The organism is Mycobacterium sp. pV006, from assembly GCF_041287115.1.
Taxonomy (GTDB): Bacteria; Actinomycetota; Actinomycetes; order Mycobacteriales; family Mycobacteriaceae; genus Mycobacterium.
The window spans coordinates 273,135-291,274 of the sequence record NZ_JBGGKT010000002.1; the positions used below are offsets into that span (position 1 = coordinate 273,135).

Genomic DNA, 18,140 nt, shown 5'->3' on the forward strand with positions numbered 1-18,140 from the left:
ACCAGGAGAATCGACATGCACGAAGCACTCCACGTCGTACCCGAGCACCTCCGGGTGCTGGCCGGCACCCAGGCGCAGGCCGCACAGGAGATCATGACCGCGGCGGAGGCGACGACAGGCGTCGAGGACCGGATCCGCCTGTCGCACGGAACGGTCGCCTGGCCCTGCACCGCTTCCGTCGCCGCAGTGACCCAGGCGCGGCACCGCGCCGCGCAACGGCTGGCCCGACGCGCCGAGAAACTGTCGGACGGGTTGGCGACGTCGGCCGTCCGCTACCAGCACACCGACGCCACGTCCGGCTCCGACCTGAGCCGCCAGATGCCCCAGCACCCGCCCGGGAACCCGTGATGACGACCGGGGCGTACCTCGGTGACGGGGAACCGACACACTACGACGACGTCGTGGGGGTCGAGCTCACCATCGACGGCATGTTGGTGGTCGCCGACCTCCTGCATCTCGTCGAGTTCCCCTTGTCGCTGGGCATCCGGCCCAACATCCCCTACGAAGACCAGCGCCGCATCGTCTGGGAGCAGGTGACGCGCGATCTCACCGCCCAAGGCGTCCTCACCGCGTTCGGCGACCCGCACCCCGAGGTCGCGGCGATGGTCGAGGCGCTCAGCCGGCCCGACCGCACCCTCGATTGCCGCTGGTGGCGCCGCGACGTCGGTGGCAAAATGGTCCGGTTCGTGGTCTGCCGCAGGGGGGATCGTCATGTCGTCGCCGCACGCGATGAGGACATGCTGGTGCTGCAACGCGTCGCGCCTCAGGTCGGGCTCGCGGCGATGATCAACGTCGTGATCGGCGACGAACCGGCGGCCGCGGTCGAGCCGCTGACCGGTCTGGCCGCGCAGCTGGCCGGCGTACGCGGCGCCGATCAGTTGGCCGCCTACGGCCAGCCGCCGTCGTCGGCCAAGATCTACGCCGAAGCGACTGCGCAGCCGAGCAGTTGGGTGGAGATCACCGCCAACGAGCGACATCCCGGTGGCACCTATTCGCAGGCCGGGGTCGGCGCCGGGGTCCTGGACTCCCCGCACGGCCGGATCGTGTCGGTTCCCCGGAAAGTCAACGGAGAGCTCTACGGCAGCTTCCTGCCGGGAACACCGGAGAATCTCCAGCGCGCGCTCGACGGCCTGGTGGAGTTCCTGCCGTCGGGCAGATGGTTCGACACACCGTCGGTTGATCCGACGTACGACGACTGAGAAAGGCGGAACACGGTGGAGCACCCTCCGACCGGTACCCCTGACGACGGGGACCACGACGATCTCGCGGCGATCGACTTCGGCGCCGGCGACGTCGACGGGGAAACCGATCTCGGGGTGATCCTCGGCGATTTCACCAACAGCCGAAGCGTCGAGGACGTGGCGGAGCCGACGCTCGGCGAGGACCCGGGCCGAGGCGAGGACCCGATGCCGATGTTCACCGTAACCAACCCGCCGGGCACGGTCACCGTGACCACCTACATGGACGGCCGCGTCCAGCAGGTCGACCTGTCCCCGAACGTCGTCTCGATGACCGAGAGCGGCCTGGCCGAGGAGATCGTGGTGATCGCCGGCCTGGCCACCCAGGACGCCCGCTCGGCGCAGTACACGTTCATGCTCGACGAGATGCGCGAGCAGGGTCACGACAACGTCGCCACGCGCGACTTCCTCAGCCGTGACCTGGATCTGCCCACCCCCGAGCAGGCGCAGGCTGCGCGCGCCGAAGTGTTCGCGACCCGATACGCAGGTGAGGAATGACGGAACATCTGGCCGGCCTGTTCGGCACCGCGGTCGGCATGCTGCCCACGGCACCCGCACGATCGCTGCAACTGTTCACCGAGATCACCGATGCCGACGACTCCGCGTGTGACGCGTGGGTGGGGCGGATCCGCTGCGGTGACACCGACCGCGTCACGATGTTCCGGGCGTGGTACTCCCGCAACAACTTCGGCCAGCTCGCCGGGGCCGCCGAGGTCCCGATGATCAGCTTGGGGGCACGCGTTCCGATCGGCGGACTCTACGGCGACATCACCTATCCGGTGAACTCGCCGCTGGCCATCACGATGGGTTTCGCTGTCACCGAAGCCGCGTGCGGCAACTACTCCGACGCCATGGAGGCGCTCGACGACATCCCTTCGGCCGGCGCCGAACACCTGATCTCGTGGGGAAAGGCGGTGGTGTACGGCGCATCCCAACGCTGGACCGACGTGATCGACGAGGTCCGCGGTGCTGCGGCATGGCCAGACAAGTTCCTGGCCGCCGCCGCCGGGGTCGCCCACGGTGTCGCCGCAGCGAACCTGGGCCTGTTCAGCGAGGCCGAGCGCCGTCTGGTCGAATCGAACGCTTCGCCCGCCGGAGAGGCCTGCGCGCAGGCCATCGCGTGGTTCCTTGCGATGACCAGGCGGGGCCAGGGCAACGAAGAGGCAGCGGTCGCGTTGCTGGAGTGGTTGCAGGCCACCCACCCCACACCCCAGGTCGCCGCGGCCCTCAAGGATCCCAACTACCGTCTGCGCACCACGACGGCCGAGCAGATCGCCACGCGGCGCGACGCCTGGGATCCCGACAGCGTCGAGGTCGACACGTCGGATCGCGATCAACTGCTCGCCGAGGCGCAGGCCGAACTGGACCGGCAGATCGGGCTGGCTCGCGTCAAGGAGCAGATCGAGCGCTACCGGGCCGCCACGCAGATGGCGAAAGTCCGTGCCGCACGCGGGATGAAGGTGGCGCAGGCGTCCAAGCACATGATCTTCACGGGTCCGCCCGGCACGGGTAAGACCACCATCGCGCGGGTGGTCGCCAACATCCTGGCCGGTCTCGGCGTGATCGCCGAACCCAAGCTGGTGGAGACCTCACGCAAGGACTTCGTCGCCGAGTACGAGGGACAGTCCGCAGTCAAGACGGCCCGCACCATCGACCGAGCGATGGGCGGGGTGTTGTTCATCGACGAGGCCTACACACTCGTGCAGGAACGCGATGGCCGGGCCGACCCGTTCGGCACCGAGGCGCTGGACACGCTCCTGGCCCGGATGGAGAACGACCGCGACCGGTTGGTGGTCATCATCGCCGGCTACAGCAGCGACATCGATCGGCTACTGGAGACCAACGACGGTCTGCGTTCCCGTTTCGCCACCCGCATCGAGTTCGATTCCTACTCGGCGGAAGAGATCGTCGACATCGCCAGAGTCATTGCCGCGGCCAATGACTCGTCGCTCAGCGACGACGCGGCCAAACGCGTATACGAGGCCGCCACGCTGCTGAGCACCAGCGTCGTCGGCGGCAAACCGGCGCTCGACGTCGCCGGGAACGGTCGGTACGCACGACAATTGGTCGAAGCCGGCGAACAGACCCGTGACATGCGGCTGGCCCGCTCACCGGACATCGACGCGCTCGACGTGGAGCAGCTCAGCGAGATCAACGGCGACGACATGGCTGCCGCCATCACCTCGGTGCATGCGCGCCTGAACATCGGTGGGTGAGCGTGGCAGGTTTCCGACTCACCACCAAGGTCCAGGTCAGCGGCTGGCGCTTCCTGCTGCGGCGCGTCGAGCATGCCATCGTGCGCCGGGACACCCGGATGTTCGACGATCCGCTGCAGTTCTACAGCCGCGCCGTGACCGCCGGAATCGTCATCGCGGTCCTGATCTGTCTGGGCGCCGCCCTTCTTGCCTACTTCAAGCCGCTGGGCAAGCGCGGCGGGGACTCCCTGCTCGTCGACCGCGCGACCAACCAGCTCTACGTGGTGCTGCCCGACAGCGGTCAACTGCGTCCGGTGTACAACCTGACCTCGGCGCGGTTGATCCTCGGCAGCGCCGCCGCACCCGCCGCGGTGAAATCAGAGGAGCTCGACCGGATGCCCAAGGGTCAGACCCTGGGCATCCCCGGCGCGCCCTACGCCACCCCGGTGTCCTCGACACCGGAGTCGCAGTGGAGTCTGTGCGACACCGTCGTCAAGCCGGAAAGCGTGGCACCGCAGGTTGATTCGGCGGTGCTGATCACACCGCTCGTGCTGGATTCCTCGGTCGGGCCGATGCGTCCGGACCAGGGCATGCTGGTGTCCTACGAGCAGCAGGACTGGCTGGTCACCGCCGCCGGTCGGCACGCCATCGACCTTGCCGACCGCGCGGTGACCTCCGCGGTGGGCATCCCGGTGACCGCACGCTCGGCACCGATCTCGCAGGGACTGTTCAACGCGTTGCCCGACGCCGGCCCGTGGCGGTTGCCGCCCATCGCGGCCGTGGGAACCCCGAACACCCTCGGTCTGCCACCGGAGTTGGTGGTGGGCACCGTGTTCAAGACGGTCACCGAGTCCGACCAGCAGCACTACGTCGTACTCGCCAACGGGGTGGCCAAGGTCAACGACACCACCGCCGCCGCGCTGCGGGCCACCGCGTCCCACGGGCTGGTGGCGCCGCCGTCGATGGAACCCAGCGCGGTAGCCCGCCTCCCGGAGCAGGTGTACTCCTCTCCGCTGCCCGACACCGCCATGAAGATGCTGCTGCGACAGGAGATTCCGACGTTGTGCTGGTCCTGGTTGCGCGAGCCCGGCGATCAGGCCCCCAAGACCACGGTGATCGCAGGCCGCCGCCTACCGCTGCCGGTCACGGCACAGCACAACGGGATCGACCAGATCACCGGCGACAACACCGTGCATATCGCCGGTGGACAGTACGTGCGGTTGCAGTCGCCGGACCCCCGGCACGGGGAGAGCCTGTACTACATCGACCCGCAGGGCGTGCGCTACGGGCTGCCCGACGAGGACACCGCCGCCGACCTCGGGTTGAGCGGACCCAGGACCGCGCCGTGGCAGGTCGTCAGCCTGCTGGTGGACGGCCCGGTGCTGTCCAAGGACGCCGCACTGGTCGAGCACGACACCTTGCCCGCAAACCCGTTCCCGCGCAAGGTCAATGGCGACCGCGCGGTGCCTGCGGGTGTCACCAGCGGAGGCGGCGGATGACGACACGGAAGTTCACCCCGATCATCAAGCGCGGCCCGCGGCTGACGCCGGGGGAGATCAACGTGACCCCGCCCGACGACCTCGGGATCGACATCCCGCCGTCGGGGATGCAGAAGGCGCTGCCCTGGGTGCTGGGCGGCTGCATGCTCGGCATGATCGCGATCATGATCTTCAGCGGGATCCGGCAACTCTCGCCGTACATGCTGATGATGCCGCTGATGATGGTGATGGCCGCCGTCGGTCTGGTCGCCAGCGGTGGCAGCGGCGGCAAGAAGGTGCCCGAGATCAACGCCGACCGCAAGGAATACCTGCGGTATCTGGCGAACCTGCGGACCCGCGTGACGTCGTCGGCTGCGGCCCAGGTCACGTTCTTCAACTACCACGCACCGCATCCCGACGACCTGATGTCGATCATCGGCACCCACCGGCAGTGGTCGCGTCCGGCCAACGCGGACTTCTACGCCGCCACGAGGATCGGACTGGGCTCCGAGCCCGCCGTCGACCGGTTGCTCAAACCCGCGGTCGGCGGTGAGCTCGCCGGACCTGCCGGCGCCCCCCAGGCGCACCTGGAACCGGTCAGCCACATGTGGGTCACCAAGTTCCTGCGGACCCACGGACTCATCCACGACTGCCCGAAGTTGGTGCAGCTGAGGACCTTTCCGACGATCGCGGTCGGCGGCGAGATCGACGCGGCCGCGGCGCTGCTGCGGGCGATGGTGTGCCATCTGGCGGTCTTCCACCCGCCGGACCTCCTGCAGATCCGGGTGTTGGTCGACAACCCCGAGGATCCGCAGTGGGCATGGATGAAGTGGCTGCCCCACACCCAGCACCAGTCCGACACCGACGCCGCGGGCGCCACCCGGCTGGTGTTCACCCGCCCCGACGGGCTCAGCGACCTCACCGCGCGGGGGCCGCACACCCCCGACGCGGTGCCCAACGGTCCCTACGTCGTGGTGGTGGACGTGACCGGCGGACGTGCCGGGTTCCCCATGGACGGGCGCGCCGGCGTCACCGTCATCACCCTCGGGAATCACCGCTCGGCGTACCGCATCCGGGTCAACGCCGACGGCACCGCCGACGACAAGCTGCCCAACCAGACATTCCGGCGCGTGGCCAGTCGGGTGGACGCGATGACACCGGCGCAGGCCGAGCGGGTCGCGCGCAAGTTGGCGGGCTGGTCGATCACCGGCACGATCATCGACAAGAGCACCCGGGTGCAGAAGAAGGTCGCCACGGAGTGGCACGAGATCGTCGGCGCGCAGACGGTCGAGGAGGTCACCCCGGCGCGGTGGCGCATGTTCGCCGACACCGACCGCGACCGGTTGCGGATCCCGTTCGGCCACGAACTCAAGACCGGCGACGTGATGTACCTCGACATCAAAGAGGGCGCGGAGTTCGGTGCCGGTCCCCACGGCATGCTGATCGGGACCACCGGGTCGGGTAAGTCGGAGTTCCTGCGCACGCTCATCCTGTCGCTGGCCGCCACCCACCATCCCGACCAGATCAACTTGCTGCTGACCGACTTCAAGGGCGGATCGACCTTCCTGGGAATGGAGAAGCTGCCTCACACCGCGGCGGTGGTGACGAACATGGAGGAAGAGGCCGAGCTGGTCAGCCGCATGGGTGAGGTCCTCACCGGGGAACTCGACCGGCGGCAGTCCATCCTGCGGCAGGCGGGCATCCAGGTCGGCGCCGCCGGAGCATTGTCCGGTGTCGCCGAGTACGAGAAGTACCGGGAGCGCGGCGCGGATCTGGCGCCGCTGCCGACCTTGTTCGTCGTCGTCGACGAGTTCGCCGAGCTGTTGCAGAACCACCCCGACTTCATCGGCCTGTTCGACCGGATCTGCCGCGTCGGGCGTTCGCTGCGTGTGCACCTGCTGCTGGCCACGCAGTCGCTGAACACCGGCGGCACCCGCATCGACAAGCTCGAACCGAACCTGACCTACCGGATCGCGTTGCGCACCACCAGTTCCGCGGAATCCAAAGCGGTGATCGGCACCCCGGAGGCCCAGTACATCTCCAACAAGGAGAGCGGCGTCGGGTTCCTGCGCGTCGGGATGGAGGACCCGGTGAAGTTCCAGACGGTCTATACGGGCAACCCCTACGTCCCCACGATCGCCGACCCCGGCGACGACGTCGCCGCACCGGGGGCCCACGCGGACAAGAGCATTCGGATCCACCGGTTCACCACGGCGCCGATCCTGGATGCGACGGTGACGTCATGACCGTCGACTCGGGGCAGAAGGTGCTGCGCGAGGTGGTGCTCGAGCAGCTGTCCACCGGCGACAACCATGCCTACCGGATGTGGTTGCCGCCGTTGGCCGACCCGACCCCGGTCAACGAACTCGTCGCCCGCGACTACGAACGCCGCCCGCTGCGCATCGGTCTGGGCATCATGGACGAGCCGCGCCGCCACCGCCAGGAGGTGTGGGGCATCGACGTTTCCACCGCCGCGGGCAACATCGCCGTCGGCGGTGCACCGCAGACCGGCAAGTCGAACTTCCTGCAGACGCTCATCCTGTCGGCGGCGGCCTCGCACACGCCGCGCCAGGTGCAGTTCTACTGCGTCGACATGGGTGGCGGCGGCCTGATGTACGTCGAGGACCTGCCGCACGTCGGCGGGGTGGCCACCCGTGCCGAGCCGGACCGGGTCAACCGCGTGGTCGCCGAGGTCAAAGCCGTGCTGCGGCAACGGGAACACACGTTCAAGGAGTTGCGGGTCGGCTCGATGGCCGACTATCGGCAGCTGCGCGAGAACCCCGAGCACCCGGCGTCGCAGGACCCGTTCGGGGACGTCTTCCTGGTGATCGACGGATGGCCGGCGTTCGCCGCGGAGTTCCCCGACCTCGAACCCGTCGTCCAGGACATCGCGGGGCAGGGCTTGTCCTACGGCGTGCACACGGTCATCTCGACCCCGCGGTGGACCGAGCTCAAGGCTCGGATCCGCGACTATCTCGGCACCAAGGTCGAATTCCGGCTCGGCGACGTCAACGAGACGCAGATCGACCGGATCACCCGCGAGATCCCGCTGAACCGGCCCGGGCGTGCGGTCTCCACCGAGAAGCACCACCTGATGATCGGGGTCCCCCGGATGGACGGGGTGCACAGCGCCGAGGACCTGGTTCCGGCGCTGACGGCCGCGGTCCGCGAGATCGCCGCCCGCCACACCGACGAGGCGCCCCGAGTCCGCGTGCTGCCCAGCAGGATTCACCTGCGGCAGCTCGATCCCACACCGCCGTCACCGGATTCGGACTACCGGACGCGGTGGACGATCCCGGTGGGCGTGCGCGAGGCCGATCTCACCGTGGCCCACAACGCGATGCACACCAGCCCGCACCAGTTGATCTTCGGCGCACCGAAGTCCGGGAAGACCACCATCGCGACGGCGGTGGCCCAGGCGATCTGCGCGCGCAACAATCCCGACCAGGTGCGGTTCATGATCGCCGACTACCGCTCCGGGCTGCTGGAAGCCGTGCCCGACACCCATCTGCTCAAGGCCGGTGCCATCAACCGCAACCACACCACGCTGGAGGCGTCGATCAAGGCGCTGGCCATCAACCTCACCAAGAGGCTGCCGCCGACCGACCTGACGCCCGCGCAGCTGCGGGCCCGGTCCTGGTGGACGGGTCCCGACATCGTGCTGCTGGTCGACGACTGGCACATGATCGTCGCGGCCGGCGGGATGATGTCGCCGATGGCGCCCCTGACGCCGCTGCTGCCGGCCGCCGCCGATATCGGATTGCATCTGATCGTCACGTGCCAGATGAGCCAGGCGCACCGCGCGACGATGGACAAGTTCGTCGGCGCCGCGTACGGCGCCGGGACGCCGACGATGTTCCTCTCCGGTGAGAAACAGGATTTCCCGTCGCGCGAGATCATCGTGAAGAAAAGGCCACCTGGCCAGGCGTTTTACGTCTCACCGGAGGGCAAGGAGGTCATCCAGGCCGCCTACGTGGACCCACCCGCAGAAGAAGTGTTCCAAGCACCCTCCGAGGGCGGTTAGGATAAATTTCTAGGCGATCCAGCAAAGTGGCGGATTCTGCCGAATGCGATGAGTCGGGGGATTCAACAACCAGTCACCCGCCGTCGGAGCCAGTGGATCGACAAATCAATACCTGGTGAACTACATCGATGTCAGGAGACAGCAAATGCAACCCCTGAGTCATAACGCCGGCGCCGCCGGTGTCGGAGGACAGGTCGTCGCCAACGGAGCCCGCGGCCTGGCGGCCGGGACGGCCGCTACCGCACAGGTCAGTGCGCTGGCTCCGGCCGGCGCCGACGAGGTGTCGGTCATGGCGTCGGCGGCGTTCATGGCCGAGGGGGTGCAGACCCTGGGCATCAACGCGATGGCGCAGGAAGAACTCGCCCGCGCCGGTGCCACGGTGATCGAGATCGCCGGTGTCTACCAGGCCGTCGACGGGGAGAACGGCGCGACGCTGGCCTAGCGCCGGCCCGCCCGACGAGACCGAATTCGCCATGGCTGTCCCCACCCTGCCCATTCCACCGATCTGGGGGGCTTTCCCTCCGGAGGTGAATACCGCGCGCCTGATGGCCGGAGCGGGTGCCGCTCCGATGCTGCAGGCGGCGGCCGGCTGGGAGGCGTTCGCGATCTCGCTCGAGACACAGGCCGACGAGCTGGCGTCCAGCCTGGCGTCGCTGGCGCAGATGTGGCAGGGCATGGGCAGCGAGCGGGCGATCACCGCGTCGATGCCGATGGTGCTGTGGCTGCGCATGCTGTCGCTGCAGGCGCACAAGCGCGCCGCGCAGGCCACCGCGCAGGCCACCGCCTACACCTCGGCGATGGCCACCACCCCGCCGCTGCCCGAGATCGAGCTCAACCACGTCACCCACGCGGTGCTGGAGGCCACGAACTTTCTCGGGGTCAACACCGTGCCGATCGGCCTGAACGAAGCCGACTACGTGCGCATGTGGGATCAGGCGGCGGCGGTGATGACGCTGTACGAATCGGAAACCATGCTCAACGCCACGTTCGAGCCGGTCGCCATGCCCAAACCGGTCGTGCTTCCGGGTGCCGCGGAGGCGGCACTGGCCACCGGAATGGCAGGGGCGGCTCCGCTGATGGGCGGCGCCGCCGTGCGCAACGCGGTGTTCGCTCAGGTCAGCGGCCAGGGCAAGGCCGACGAGGCCAACCTCAAGGCCGGCCGCGCGGAGCAGGGCGCCGCGCAGGCCGCGAATCAGGCTCGCTCACAAACGAACCCGCAGGGGCAGCTGGGCCAGGAGCCGATGCAGATGGGCATGCAGATGGCGTCCCAGCTGGGTTCGACGCTTGCGCAGCTTCCCCAGCAGATGATGCAGGGCGTCACGCAGCCGTTCCAACAGCTGACACAGCCGCTGCAGCAGGTGTCGTCGTTGTTCGGCCAGATGGGCGGTGACAAGGGCGCGCAAGTCGGAATGCTGGGCGCCACACCGTTTTCCAACCATCCGGCACTCGGCGGCAACGGTGCCGCCACCGGTGCGGGACTGGTCCGGGCGGCGTCGCTCCCCGGCGCCGGAGGCACCTCGGCGCGTACGCCGCTGATGTCGGGTCTGACCGGTAAGGAACTCCTGCCCGGCACCAGCGCGGTGTCGGTGGGCGTTGGCGCGGCCGCCGGGGGAGCCGGGGCCGGCGCGGCACCGGTGGCCGGCGGCGGTGGCATGGGCGGTCCGATGGGCATGCTCGGCCAGCGGGGCAGAAGCGGCGGACATCGCGACGGACTGAACGCACCCGCTCCGTTGGAGCACGACCTCAACGAGGACGAAGAAGACGACTGGTAAGTCGTCGACCACATCAAACTTGCCGGCCGCCTGGGTCGGGGAGCTCGTCAACCGGCGAGAGCACAGGTAATCGAAGGAAGGGTCAGCAATGGGATTGGTGAATGCGGATACTCCGCAGTTGATGGCGGAGGCGGCGAACTTCGACCGCATCTGCGGTGAGCTCGCGTCCGTGCTCGCGCAGGTCGAATCGACCGCCGCGGGCCTGCAAGCCAGCATGAACAGCGAGGGTGCGGGTGCGGCCGCGCAGTCGGCGCTGATTCGCTTCAACGAGGCGGCGGGCCAGCAGATCCGTCTGCTCGAGGACATCTCGCAGAACATCAACGTCAGCGGGCAGTCGTATCAGAACACCGATGCGCAGAACGCCGACGAACTCGCAAACCAGATGCTCTGACCGACCACCCCGAACCTTAGGAGAACAGACATGGGACTGATCGAATACAACTTCGCCGGAATCGAAAGCGGCGCAGGCGAACTCCAGGCCGCGGTGCAGCGCACCCTGGGTTTGCTCGAAGAGGGCCAGGGCTCGCTGGCGCGGCTGCAGGCCGCCTGGGTCGGCGAGGGCTCGATGTCGTACCAGGCTGTGCAGCAGCGCTGGGACAACAACTCGATGGAGATCAACCAGGCCCTGCAGAGCCTCGGCCACGCCGTCAGCAACTCGGGCCAGAACATGGGCACCACCGAGAACGGCGTCATCGGAACGTTCACATAAGTGCAAACACTCGCGCCGGTGGGCGATCCGCCGGACAATGACTGATCGCCCACCGCGTGTGCCCATCGACTACGACTCTTAAGAGGTGCATATGTCGGCCGACTATGACCGGCTGTTCCACTCCCCGGATGCGCTGCGAACGGTCGACGAAGACCAGGAGCCGAACACACCCGCTCCGAGCGGCCCGCTGCACAACGAGGCACCGCCGCCGCCGCCGGTCAACCCCATGAACACACAGGCCACGTCGGCGGCGCCGCCGCGGCCGGGCGAGGTGACGACACAGATCCCCGTCACCCCCGCTGCACCCACCGCACCACCGCTGCCGGACAACGGGCTGATGCGGGTGCCGCAACACGCCCACACCGGCGGTGCGCGCCACCAGCAGCCCCATGCGGCTCCGGCGCCCGCGCCCCGGCCGGCGCCACCGCCGTCGCCCAGCCAGCATTTCGCCGACACCGCCGGTGACCGCCGTGCGGCACCGCAGCAGGCGCCGGCGTCGGCGGCCGCGATCGGCAATCACCGTGCCATCGACGCGCTTTCGCACGTCGGGGTGCGCTCGGCGGTCAAGCTGCCACCCCAGCGCGGATGGCGGCACTGGTTGTACCTGATGACCCGCATCAACCTGGGTCTGTCGCCCGACGAGCTCTACGAGATGGATCTGCACGCCCGGATCCGGCGCAACGCGCGGGACTCCTATCAGATCGGCGTGTTCGGGCTCAAGGGCGGAGTCGGCAAGACCGCCGTGACGGTCGCGTTGGGATCTGCGCTGAGCACCATCCGCGGCGACCGGATCCTGGCCATCGACGCCGACCCCGACGGCGGCAACCTCGCCGACCGCGCCGGCCGGCAGTCCGCGGCGACCATCGCCGATCTGCTGTCGGACAAGGAGCTGAAGCGCTACAACGACATTCGTGCCTACACCAGCATGAACAGCGCGAACCTCGAGGTGTTGTCGTCGGAGGAGTACAGCGCCGCCCGGCGCGAGTTCAACGACGAGGACTGGCGCGCGGCCACCGAGATCGTGTCACGGTATTACAACCTGGTACTCGCCGACTGCGGCGCAGGACTCTTCCAGCCCGGGGCGCGTGGCGTGCTGTCGACAGTGTCTGGTCTGGTGATCGTCGCCAGCGCCTCGATCGACGGCGCGCGACAGGCGGCGATCACGATGGACTGGTTGCGGCAGAACGGTTATCAGGACCTGCTGGGCCGGTCGTGCGTGGTGATCAACCACGTCGTGCCGGGTAAACCCAACATCGACGTCGAGGACCTGGTGCAGCAGTTCGAACGGCACGTGGCGCCCGGACGGGTGATCGTGCTGCCCTACGACAAGCACATCGCCGCCGGCACCGAGATCCAGCTCGACCTGCTGGGCAGCACGTTCGAGCGACGCATCGTGGAGCTGGCCGCGGCGCTGTCCGACGACTTCGACCGGCTCGAGCGGCGTTGACGGCCACGGCTGCGTCGCCCGCGCCGTCCAACGTCGCGCCCGGGCGACCGTCGACGACCCGAGTGACCATCTTGACCGGTCGCCGGATGACCGACCTCGTGCTGCCATCGGCGGCACCGATCGAGACCTATGTCGACGAAACCGTCTCGGTGCTGGCGGAGATCCTCGCCGACACCCCGGCAGATGTGTTGGCCGGCTTCGACTTCAAGGCCCAGGGTGTGTGGTCGTTCGCCCGGCCGGGCGCGGCGCCGATCAAACAATCGGCATCACTCGACGAAGCCGGTGTCGTCGACGGTTCCCTGCTGACGTTGGTCGCGGTCAGCCGGACCGAACGCTACCGGCCATTGGTCGAGGACGTCATCGACGCGATCGCGGTCCTCGACGAGACCCCGGAGTTCGACCGCAGCGCCCTCTACCGCTTCGTCGGTATGATGCTGCCGGCGGCGGCGGTGATGCTGACCGTCGTGGCGATGATGTCCTGGGCGTCGACGGGACGGGACTGGTGGTGGGCCCTCGCCCTCGGGGTGCTCGGCGCCGGGCTCGGTGGTGCGAGCATGCTGGCGCAGCACCGCTTCGGCCATCTGGACATGGCCGAGAGCCTGCTGGTATCGGCGCTGGTCACCCTGACCGGGGCGGTGGCCCTGGCCGTGCCGTTGCCCCGCGGGGTTGACTCGCTGGGCGCACCGCAGATCGCGGCCGCCGGGGCGCTGGTCCTGCTCGTGGTGGTCGCCACGCGTGGGGGGCCGCGCCGGCGCGCGGAGGTGGCCGCATTCCTGGCGGTGACGGCACTGGCCGTGACATTGGCGGCGGTGGCCTACGGATACGGTTGGGGCAGTTGGGTACCCGCCGGCGCCATCGCGTTCGGTCTGATCGTGGTCACCAACGCCGCCAAACTGACCGTGGCGGTCGCGCGCATCGCGCTGCCGCCGATCCCCGCGCCCGGCGAGACGGTGTCCAACGACGAACTTCTCGACCCGGTGACGACATCGGACACCTCGGAGGAGTCCGAGACCTGGCAGGCGATCATCGCGTCGGTGCCGGACTCCGCTGCCCGGTTGACCGAGCGCAGCCAACTGGCCAAGCGGTTGCTCATCGGCTTCCTGTCGGCCGGTGCGCTGACGCTGACCGTCGGTGCGATCGCCGTGGTGGTGCAAGGACATTTCTTCCGCCACACCATGATCGTGGCGCTGCTGGTCACCGTGGTGTGCGGCTTCCGTTCCCGCCTGTACGCCGACCGGTGGTGCGCCTGGGCGTTGATGACCGCCGCGGTGGCAATTCCCACCGGGGTGACCGTGCGCCTGTGCCTGTGGTACCCCGACCGCGCCTGGTTGGTGTTGGCGGTCTACACCGTGGTGGCGGTGTGCGCCGTCATCATCGTCGGCGCGACCGACGGGGTCCGCCGGATGTCACCGGTGACCAAACGCATCTTCGAACTGTTCGACGGCGCGGCCATCGCCGCGGTCATCCCGATGTTGCTGTGGATCGCCGGGGCCTACGACCTGCTGCGCAACCTGAGGTTCTAGGAGTCCGATGACCGGGTCGTTGAAGGTCAACACCGACGAATTACGCACGGCGGGCAAGGTATTCACCGCGGCCGGTGAGCGGCTGGCGGCAGCTCAGATCGATGCACCGCTGGGTGAGGCCGCCGCCGCGGTGCCGGGACTACAGACCGCCGGTGCCTGTCTGCAGGCCCAGACGGCAGTGGCAACTCAGGTCAAGGCGCTGGCCGACGGCGCCCAACAGTACGGCGCCAATCTGCACGACGCGGCCACCCGCTACGAGCAGACCGATGCGCGCTCGGGCGAGGAGATCCGCGCCGTCGAGATGCCGCCGCCGGCGCCTCGCTGACAACCCCCTGAAAACCGAACCGCCGGAACCACAATCCCGAAACGGGATGTGATTCCGGCGGAATCGTCGAAAAGAGGATCAGCCCTCGATGAAGGTCTCCAGCTGCGCGCGGGCGACGTCGTCGGCCAGCTGCTTGGGCGGGCTCTTCATCAGGTAGGCCGACGCGGCCTCGATCGGGCCGCCGATGCCGCGGTCCTTGGCGATCTTGGCGGCGCGCACCGCGTCGATGATGACGCCGGCCGAGTTCGGGGAGTCCCACACCTCGAGCTTGTACTCCAGGTTCAGCGGCACGTCGCCGAAGGCGCGGCCCTCGAGGCGGACATAGGCCCACTTGCGGTCGTCCAGCCACGCAACGTGATCCGACGGACCGATGTGGACGTTCTTGTCCTCGACCTTGCCGGCCAGCGAGCCCGACAGGTTGGAGGTCACGGCCTGGGTCTTGGAGACCTTCTTCGACTCGAGGCGGGTGCGCTCGAGCATGTTCAGGAAGTCCATGTTGCCGCCGACGTTGAGCTGGTAGGTGCGGTCCAGCGTGACGCCGCGGTCCTCGAACAGCTTGGCCATCACGCGGTGGGTGATGGTCGCGCCGATCTGGCTCTTGATGTCGTCGCCGACGATCGGCACACCGGCGTCCTCGAACTTCTTGGCCCACACCGGATCCGAGGCGATGAACACCGGCAGCGCGTTGACGAACGCCACACCGGCGTCGATGGCGCACTGGGCGTAGAACTTGTCGGCCTCCTCGGAACCCACCGGCAGGTAGGACACCAGCACGTCGACCTCGGCGTCCTTGAGGACCTTGACCACGTCGACGGGATCGGAGTCGGACACCTCGATGGTGTCGGCGTAGTACTTGCCGATGCCGTCGAGGGTCGGGCCGCGCTGCACGATGACGTCGCTGGGCGGCACGTCGGCGATCTTGATGGTGTTGTTCTCGGAGGCGAAGATCGCCTCGGACAGATCGAAGCCGACCTTCTTGGCGTCCACGTCGAACGCGGCGACGAACTTGACGTCGCGGACGTGGTACTGGCCGAGCTTGACGTGCATCAGGCCGGGAACAGTGCTGTTCTCGTCGGCGTCCTTGTAGTACTGCACGCCCTGTACGAGCGAGGACGCGCAGTTGCCCACGCCGACGATGGCGACCCGGACGTCATTGCTTGCGGTCATGACGGCTTCTCCTCTTGTCCTTCTTCAGTGCTTTCGGGGTGACTCACTGCTGCAAACTGCGCGGCGTACTCAGGTCTGCTCGGCATGGCCCTGCGCCGACTTTTCCGCCGCGATCAACTCGTTGAGCCACTTGACTTCCCGCTCGCTGGATTCCAGGCCCAGCTGGTGCAGCTGGCGGGTGTAGCGATCGAACGAGTTGCTTGCCCGCGCAATGGCTTCACGCAGACCTTCTCGACGCTCCTCGACCTGACGGCGGCGGCCTTCGAGGATGCGCATACGTGCTTCCGCCGGCGTCCGGTTGAAGAACGCCAGATGGACGCCGAAGCCGTCGTCGGAGAAGTTCTGGGGGCCGGTGTCGGCGACCAACTCGGTGAAGCGCTGCTTACCGGCATCGGTGAGCTGGTACACGCGGCGTGCCCGACGCACTTTGACGGTGCCCTCCGGGGCGGCGTCCTCGACGATCAGGCCGTCGGCCTGCATGCGCCGCAACGCCGGGTAGAGCGAACCGTAGGAAAATGCGCGGAACGCCCCCAACAGGCCGGTCAGCCGCTTGCGCAGCTCGTAACCGTGCATGGGCGACTCCAGGAGCAGGCCCAGGATTGCCAGTTCGAGCATTCCGCCACCTCCCTTTCGTCGTCGCCGTTAGGACAGTCCAACACCTCGCGCAATAGTATCGCGCCGATATATTGGCTGCCACAGCCAGGGCGTCGACTTCCGGGTTTATGCAGGTCAGCGGTTGGCGGGCCAGATCGCCAGCGGGGTGCCGTCCGGGTAGAGCTCGATGCGACCGTTGCCGAACTCACTGGTGACGACGATCTCCACGACGACCGCGTCCGGAGTGGCCGGGTCCTCCGACGGGCTGATGCGCACCCACACCTCGTCGAGGTCGGCGCGGCTGATGCCGACGGTTTCCGGTGCGCCGCGGATCACCCCGAGGGCCTTCTCATGGTCGAACGCAGCCAGGTCGACCAGCTGCGTGTCGGCGTCGACGGCCGACGGCGACCCGATCGGCGCGCCCCAGCCACCGCGGTAGTGGTAGGAGAGGCTCCGCCGGTTGTCCTGCGGGTCTGGCCGGTCCAGGTAGGCCATGTCGGCATGGATGTCGAGTTCGTAGCCCATGGTGCTGCCGAACTTCTGCCGCATCTGCTCGAACAGCCCGGTGAAACCGCCCAACGACAACAGTTGGCGGGGCGGGGTCAGGACGGTGGCCGGGATTCCGTCGTCCTTGGCGCCCGGGTCGGAGGTGAAGTTCAGCGGGGACGGGGTGTTGCCATACAAACCCCAGCCGATCGCGACACCGAGCACCACCAGCACCGCGGCGGTCGCCGCCTTGATGCCCCACCCGGCGCGGTAGGTGGGCCTGGCCCGGTTGACGATCTTGGTGATGACCGGCGCGTCTACCTTCTGGTCGCTCTGCAGGTCCGACACCAGGTCCTGCAACTGGCCCAGGGTCGTCGCCGACGTCGCGGTCTTGACCCGCTCGCCGTGCTCGGCCATCGACAGCTGACCGTCGGCCAGGGCGGTGTCGAGGATCTGGCACGTCTGGTTGCGGTCGCTGTCCTTGGCGCGCATCCACGACGTCCGCCGTCCTGAGCTGCCCGGAGCCACGCGGTAGATCGTAAGAGCACGACCCCCTCGCCGGCAGCGCAGACGCGCAGGACGCCGATGTCCCGACCCGCCGCGCAAGCGCCGACGTACTCTGGTCCTCGTGCGATTGCAGCGACAAGTAGTGGACTACGCCCTGCGGCGGCGGTCCCTGCTCGCGGAGGTCTACTCCGGGCGCACCGGGGTCGCCGAGGTCTGCGACGCCAACCCCTACCTGCTGCGAGCCGCGAAGTTCCACGGCAAGCCGAGCACGGTGATGTGCCCGATCTGCCGCAAGGAACAGCTCACGCTGGTGTCCTGGGTGTTCGGCGATCACCTCGGTGCCGTCTCGGGCTCGGCGCGCACCGCCGAGGAACTGGTGCTCCTGGCCACCCGGTACGACGAGTTCTCGGTCCACGTGGTCGAGGTGTGCCGCACGTGCAGCTGGAACCACCTGGTCAAGTCGTACGTGCTGGGTGCGGTGCCGCCGCCGAAGGGCTCCCGCGGACCGGGCCGGACCGGGACCGCGCGTTCCAACGCGCGGACGGCCAGTGAATAACGACCGGCGCGACGACCGGTCAGGCCACGACCCGCGCGACGGGCGTCGGCCTGACGGCGCGCGCCCGCAACCGCCGCAGCCGCCACGACCCCCGCAGCAGCCACCGCCCCGCCGGTCCG

The 18,140-nt window shown here is 68.5% G+C and carries 18 protein-coding genes; 15 read left to right on the plus strand and 3 right to left on the minus strand.

Annotated features, from left to right (window positions below):
- Nucleotides 1-15 precede the first annotated feature (15 nt).
- The 14 genes from ACAG25_RS04565 (at nt 16) to ACAG25_RS04630 (ending at nt 14,711) form a co-directional block, all read left to right on the plus strand.
- Entirely contained in the window at nt 16-348 is a 333-nt protein-coding gene (locus tag ACAG25_RS04565) for an ESX-1 secretion-associated protein (RefSeq protein WP_370487107.1), read from the plus strand.
- Nucleotides 348-1,199 (plus strand): ESX secretion-associated protein EspG, encoded by an 852-nt coding sequence (locus ACAG25_RS04570; RefSeq protein WP_370487108.1) that lies wholly within the window; start codon nt 348-350, stop codon nt 1,197-1,199. Before ACAG25_RS04565 ends, ACAG25_RS04570 begins: the two co-directional genes overlap by 1 nt.
- A 159-nt stretch (nt 1,200-1,358) precedes the next feature.
- A complete protein-coding gene (locus ACAG25_RS04575; RefSeq protein ID WP_370487399.1) occupies nt 1,359-1,736 on the plus strand; it encodes a YbaB/EbfC family DNA-binding protein in 378 nt (125 codons plus the stop codon).
- Nucleotides 1,733-3,454 carry a type VII secretion AAA-ATPase EccA gene (gene eccA, locus ACAG25_RS04580; RefSeq protein WP_370487109.1) on the plus strand — a complete coding sequence of 574 codons (1,722 nt, stop codon included), beginning with the start codon at nt 1,733-1,735 and terminating at the stop codon, nt 3,452-3,454. The genes ACAG25_RS04575 and eccA overlap by 4 nt, the downstream gene beginning before the upstream one ends.
- A gap of 2 nt (nt 3,455-3,456) precedes the next feature.
- Entirely contained in the window at nt 3,457-4,932 is a 1,476-nt protein-coding gene (gene eccB / locus ACAG25_RS04585) for a type VII secretion protein EccB (RefSeq protein ID WP_370487400.1), read from the plus strand.
- Nucleotides 4,929-7,157, plus strand: coding sequence for a type VII secretion protein EccCa (eccCa, locus tag ACAG25_RS04590; protein ID WP_370487110.1), 2,229 nt, complete (start codon nt 4,929-4,931; stop codon nt 7,155-7,157). Before eccB ends, eccCa begins: the two co-directional genes overlap by 4 nt.
- Nucleotides 7,154-8,935 carry a type VII secretion protein EccCb gene (gene eccCb, locus ACAG25_RS04595; protein ID WP_370487111.1) on the plus strand — a complete coding sequence of 594 codons (1,782 nt, stop codon included), beginning with the start codon at nt 7,154-7,156 and terminating at the stop codon, nt 8,933-8,935. Before eccCa ends, eccCb begins: the two co-directional genes overlap by 4 nt.
- 145 nt (nt 8,936-9,080) lie before the next feature.
- On the plus strand, nt 9,081-9,377 hold the full coding sequence (locus tag ACAG25_RS04600) for a PE family protein (RefSeq protein ID WP_370487113.1): 297 nt from the start codon (nt 9,081-9,083) through the stop codon (nt 9,375-9,377).
- A 31-nt stretch (nt 9,378-9,408) separates the two neighbouring features.
- Nucleotides 9,409-10,707 carry a PPE family protein gene (locus ACAG25_RS04605; RefSeq protein WP_370487114.1) on the plus strand — a complete coding sequence of 433 codons (1,299 nt, stop codon included), beginning with the start codon at nt 9,409-9,411 and terminating at the stop codon, nt 10,705-10,707.
- 88 nt (nt 10,708-10,795) lie between these two features.
- Nucleotides 10,796-11,098, plus strand: a complete 303-nt coding sequence (locus tag ACAG25_RS04610; protein WP_370487115.1) for a WXG100 family type VII secretion target — start codon at nt 10,796-10,798, stop codon at nt 11,096-11,098.
- Nucleotides 11,099-11,128: 30 nt separating this feature from the next.
- Nucleotides 11,129-11,416, plus strand: coding sequence for a WXG100 family type VII secretion target (locus ACAG25_RS04615; RefSeq protein ID WP_370487116.1), 288 nt, complete (start codon nt 11,129-11,131; stop codon nt 11,414-11,416).
- 91 nt (nt 11,417-11,507) lie between these two features.
- Nucleotides 11,508-12,863 carry a MinD/ParA family protein gene (locus ACAG25_RS04620; RefSeq protein WP_370487117.1) on the plus strand — a complete coding sequence of 452 codons (1,356 nt, stop codon included), beginning with the start codon at nt 11,508-11,510 and terminating at the stop codon, nt 12,861-12,863.
- The gene (eccD, locus tag ACAG25_RS04625) at nt 12,860-14,386 is read left to right on the plus strand and encodes a type VII secretion integral membrane protein EccD (RefSeq protein WP_370487118.1); all 1,527 of its coding nucleotides are present in this window, start codon (nt 12,860-12,862) and stop codon (nt 14,384-14,386) included. Before ACAG25_RS04620 ends, eccD begins: the two co-directional genes overlap by 4 nt.
- A gap of 7 nt (nt 14,387-14,393) precedes the next feature.
- Nucleotides 14,394-14,711 carry a type VII secretion target gene (locus tag ACAG25_RS04630; RefSeq protein ID WP_370487119.1) on the plus strand — a complete coding sequence of 106 codons (318 nt, stop codon included), beginning with the start codon at nt 14,394-14,396 and terminating at the stop codon, nt 14,709-14,711.
- Nucleotides 14,712-14,789: 78 nt separating this feature from the next.
- Here the strand turns inward: ACAG25_RS04630 and ACAG25_RS04635 are convergent, their stop codons facing one another.
- The 3 genes from ACAG25_RS04635 to ACAG25_RS04645 all read right to left on the minus strand — a co-directional run bounded on the left by ACAG25_RS04635 (nt 14,790) and on the right by ACAG25_RS04645 (nt 17,486).
- Nucleotides 14,790-15,878, minus strand: coding sequence for an inositol-3-phosphate synthase (locus ACAG25_RS04635; RefSeq protein ID WP_370487120.1), 1,089 nt, complete (start codon nt 15,876-15,878; stop codon nt 14,790-14,792).
- Nucleotides 15,879-15,947: 69 nt separating this feature from the next.
- On the minus strand, nt 15,948-16,493 hold the full coding sequence (locus ACAG25_RS04640) for a PadR family transcriptional regulator (protein ID WP_370487121.1): 546 nt from the start codon (nt 16,491-16,493) through the stop codon (nt 15,948-15,950).
- Between the two features lie 114 nt (nt 16,494-16,607).
- Nucleotides 16,608-17,486 carry a DUF1707 domain-containing protein gene (locus ACAG25_RS04645; RefSeq protein WP_370487122.1) on the minus strand — a complete coding sequence of 293 codons (879 nt, stop codon included), beginning with the start codon at nt 17,484-17,486 and terminating at the stop codon, nt 16,608-16,610.
- A gap of 100 nt (nt 17,487-17,586) precedes the next feature.
- Between ACAG25_RS04645 and ACAG25_RS04650 the strand changes: the two genes are divergently transcribed.
- A complete protein-coding gene (locus ACAG25_RS04650; RefSeq protein WP_370487123.1) occupies nt 17,587-18,021 on the plus strand; it encodes a DUF5318 domain-containing protein in 435 nt (144 codons plus the stop codon).
- Nucleotides 18,022-18,140 lie beyond the last annotated feature (119 nt).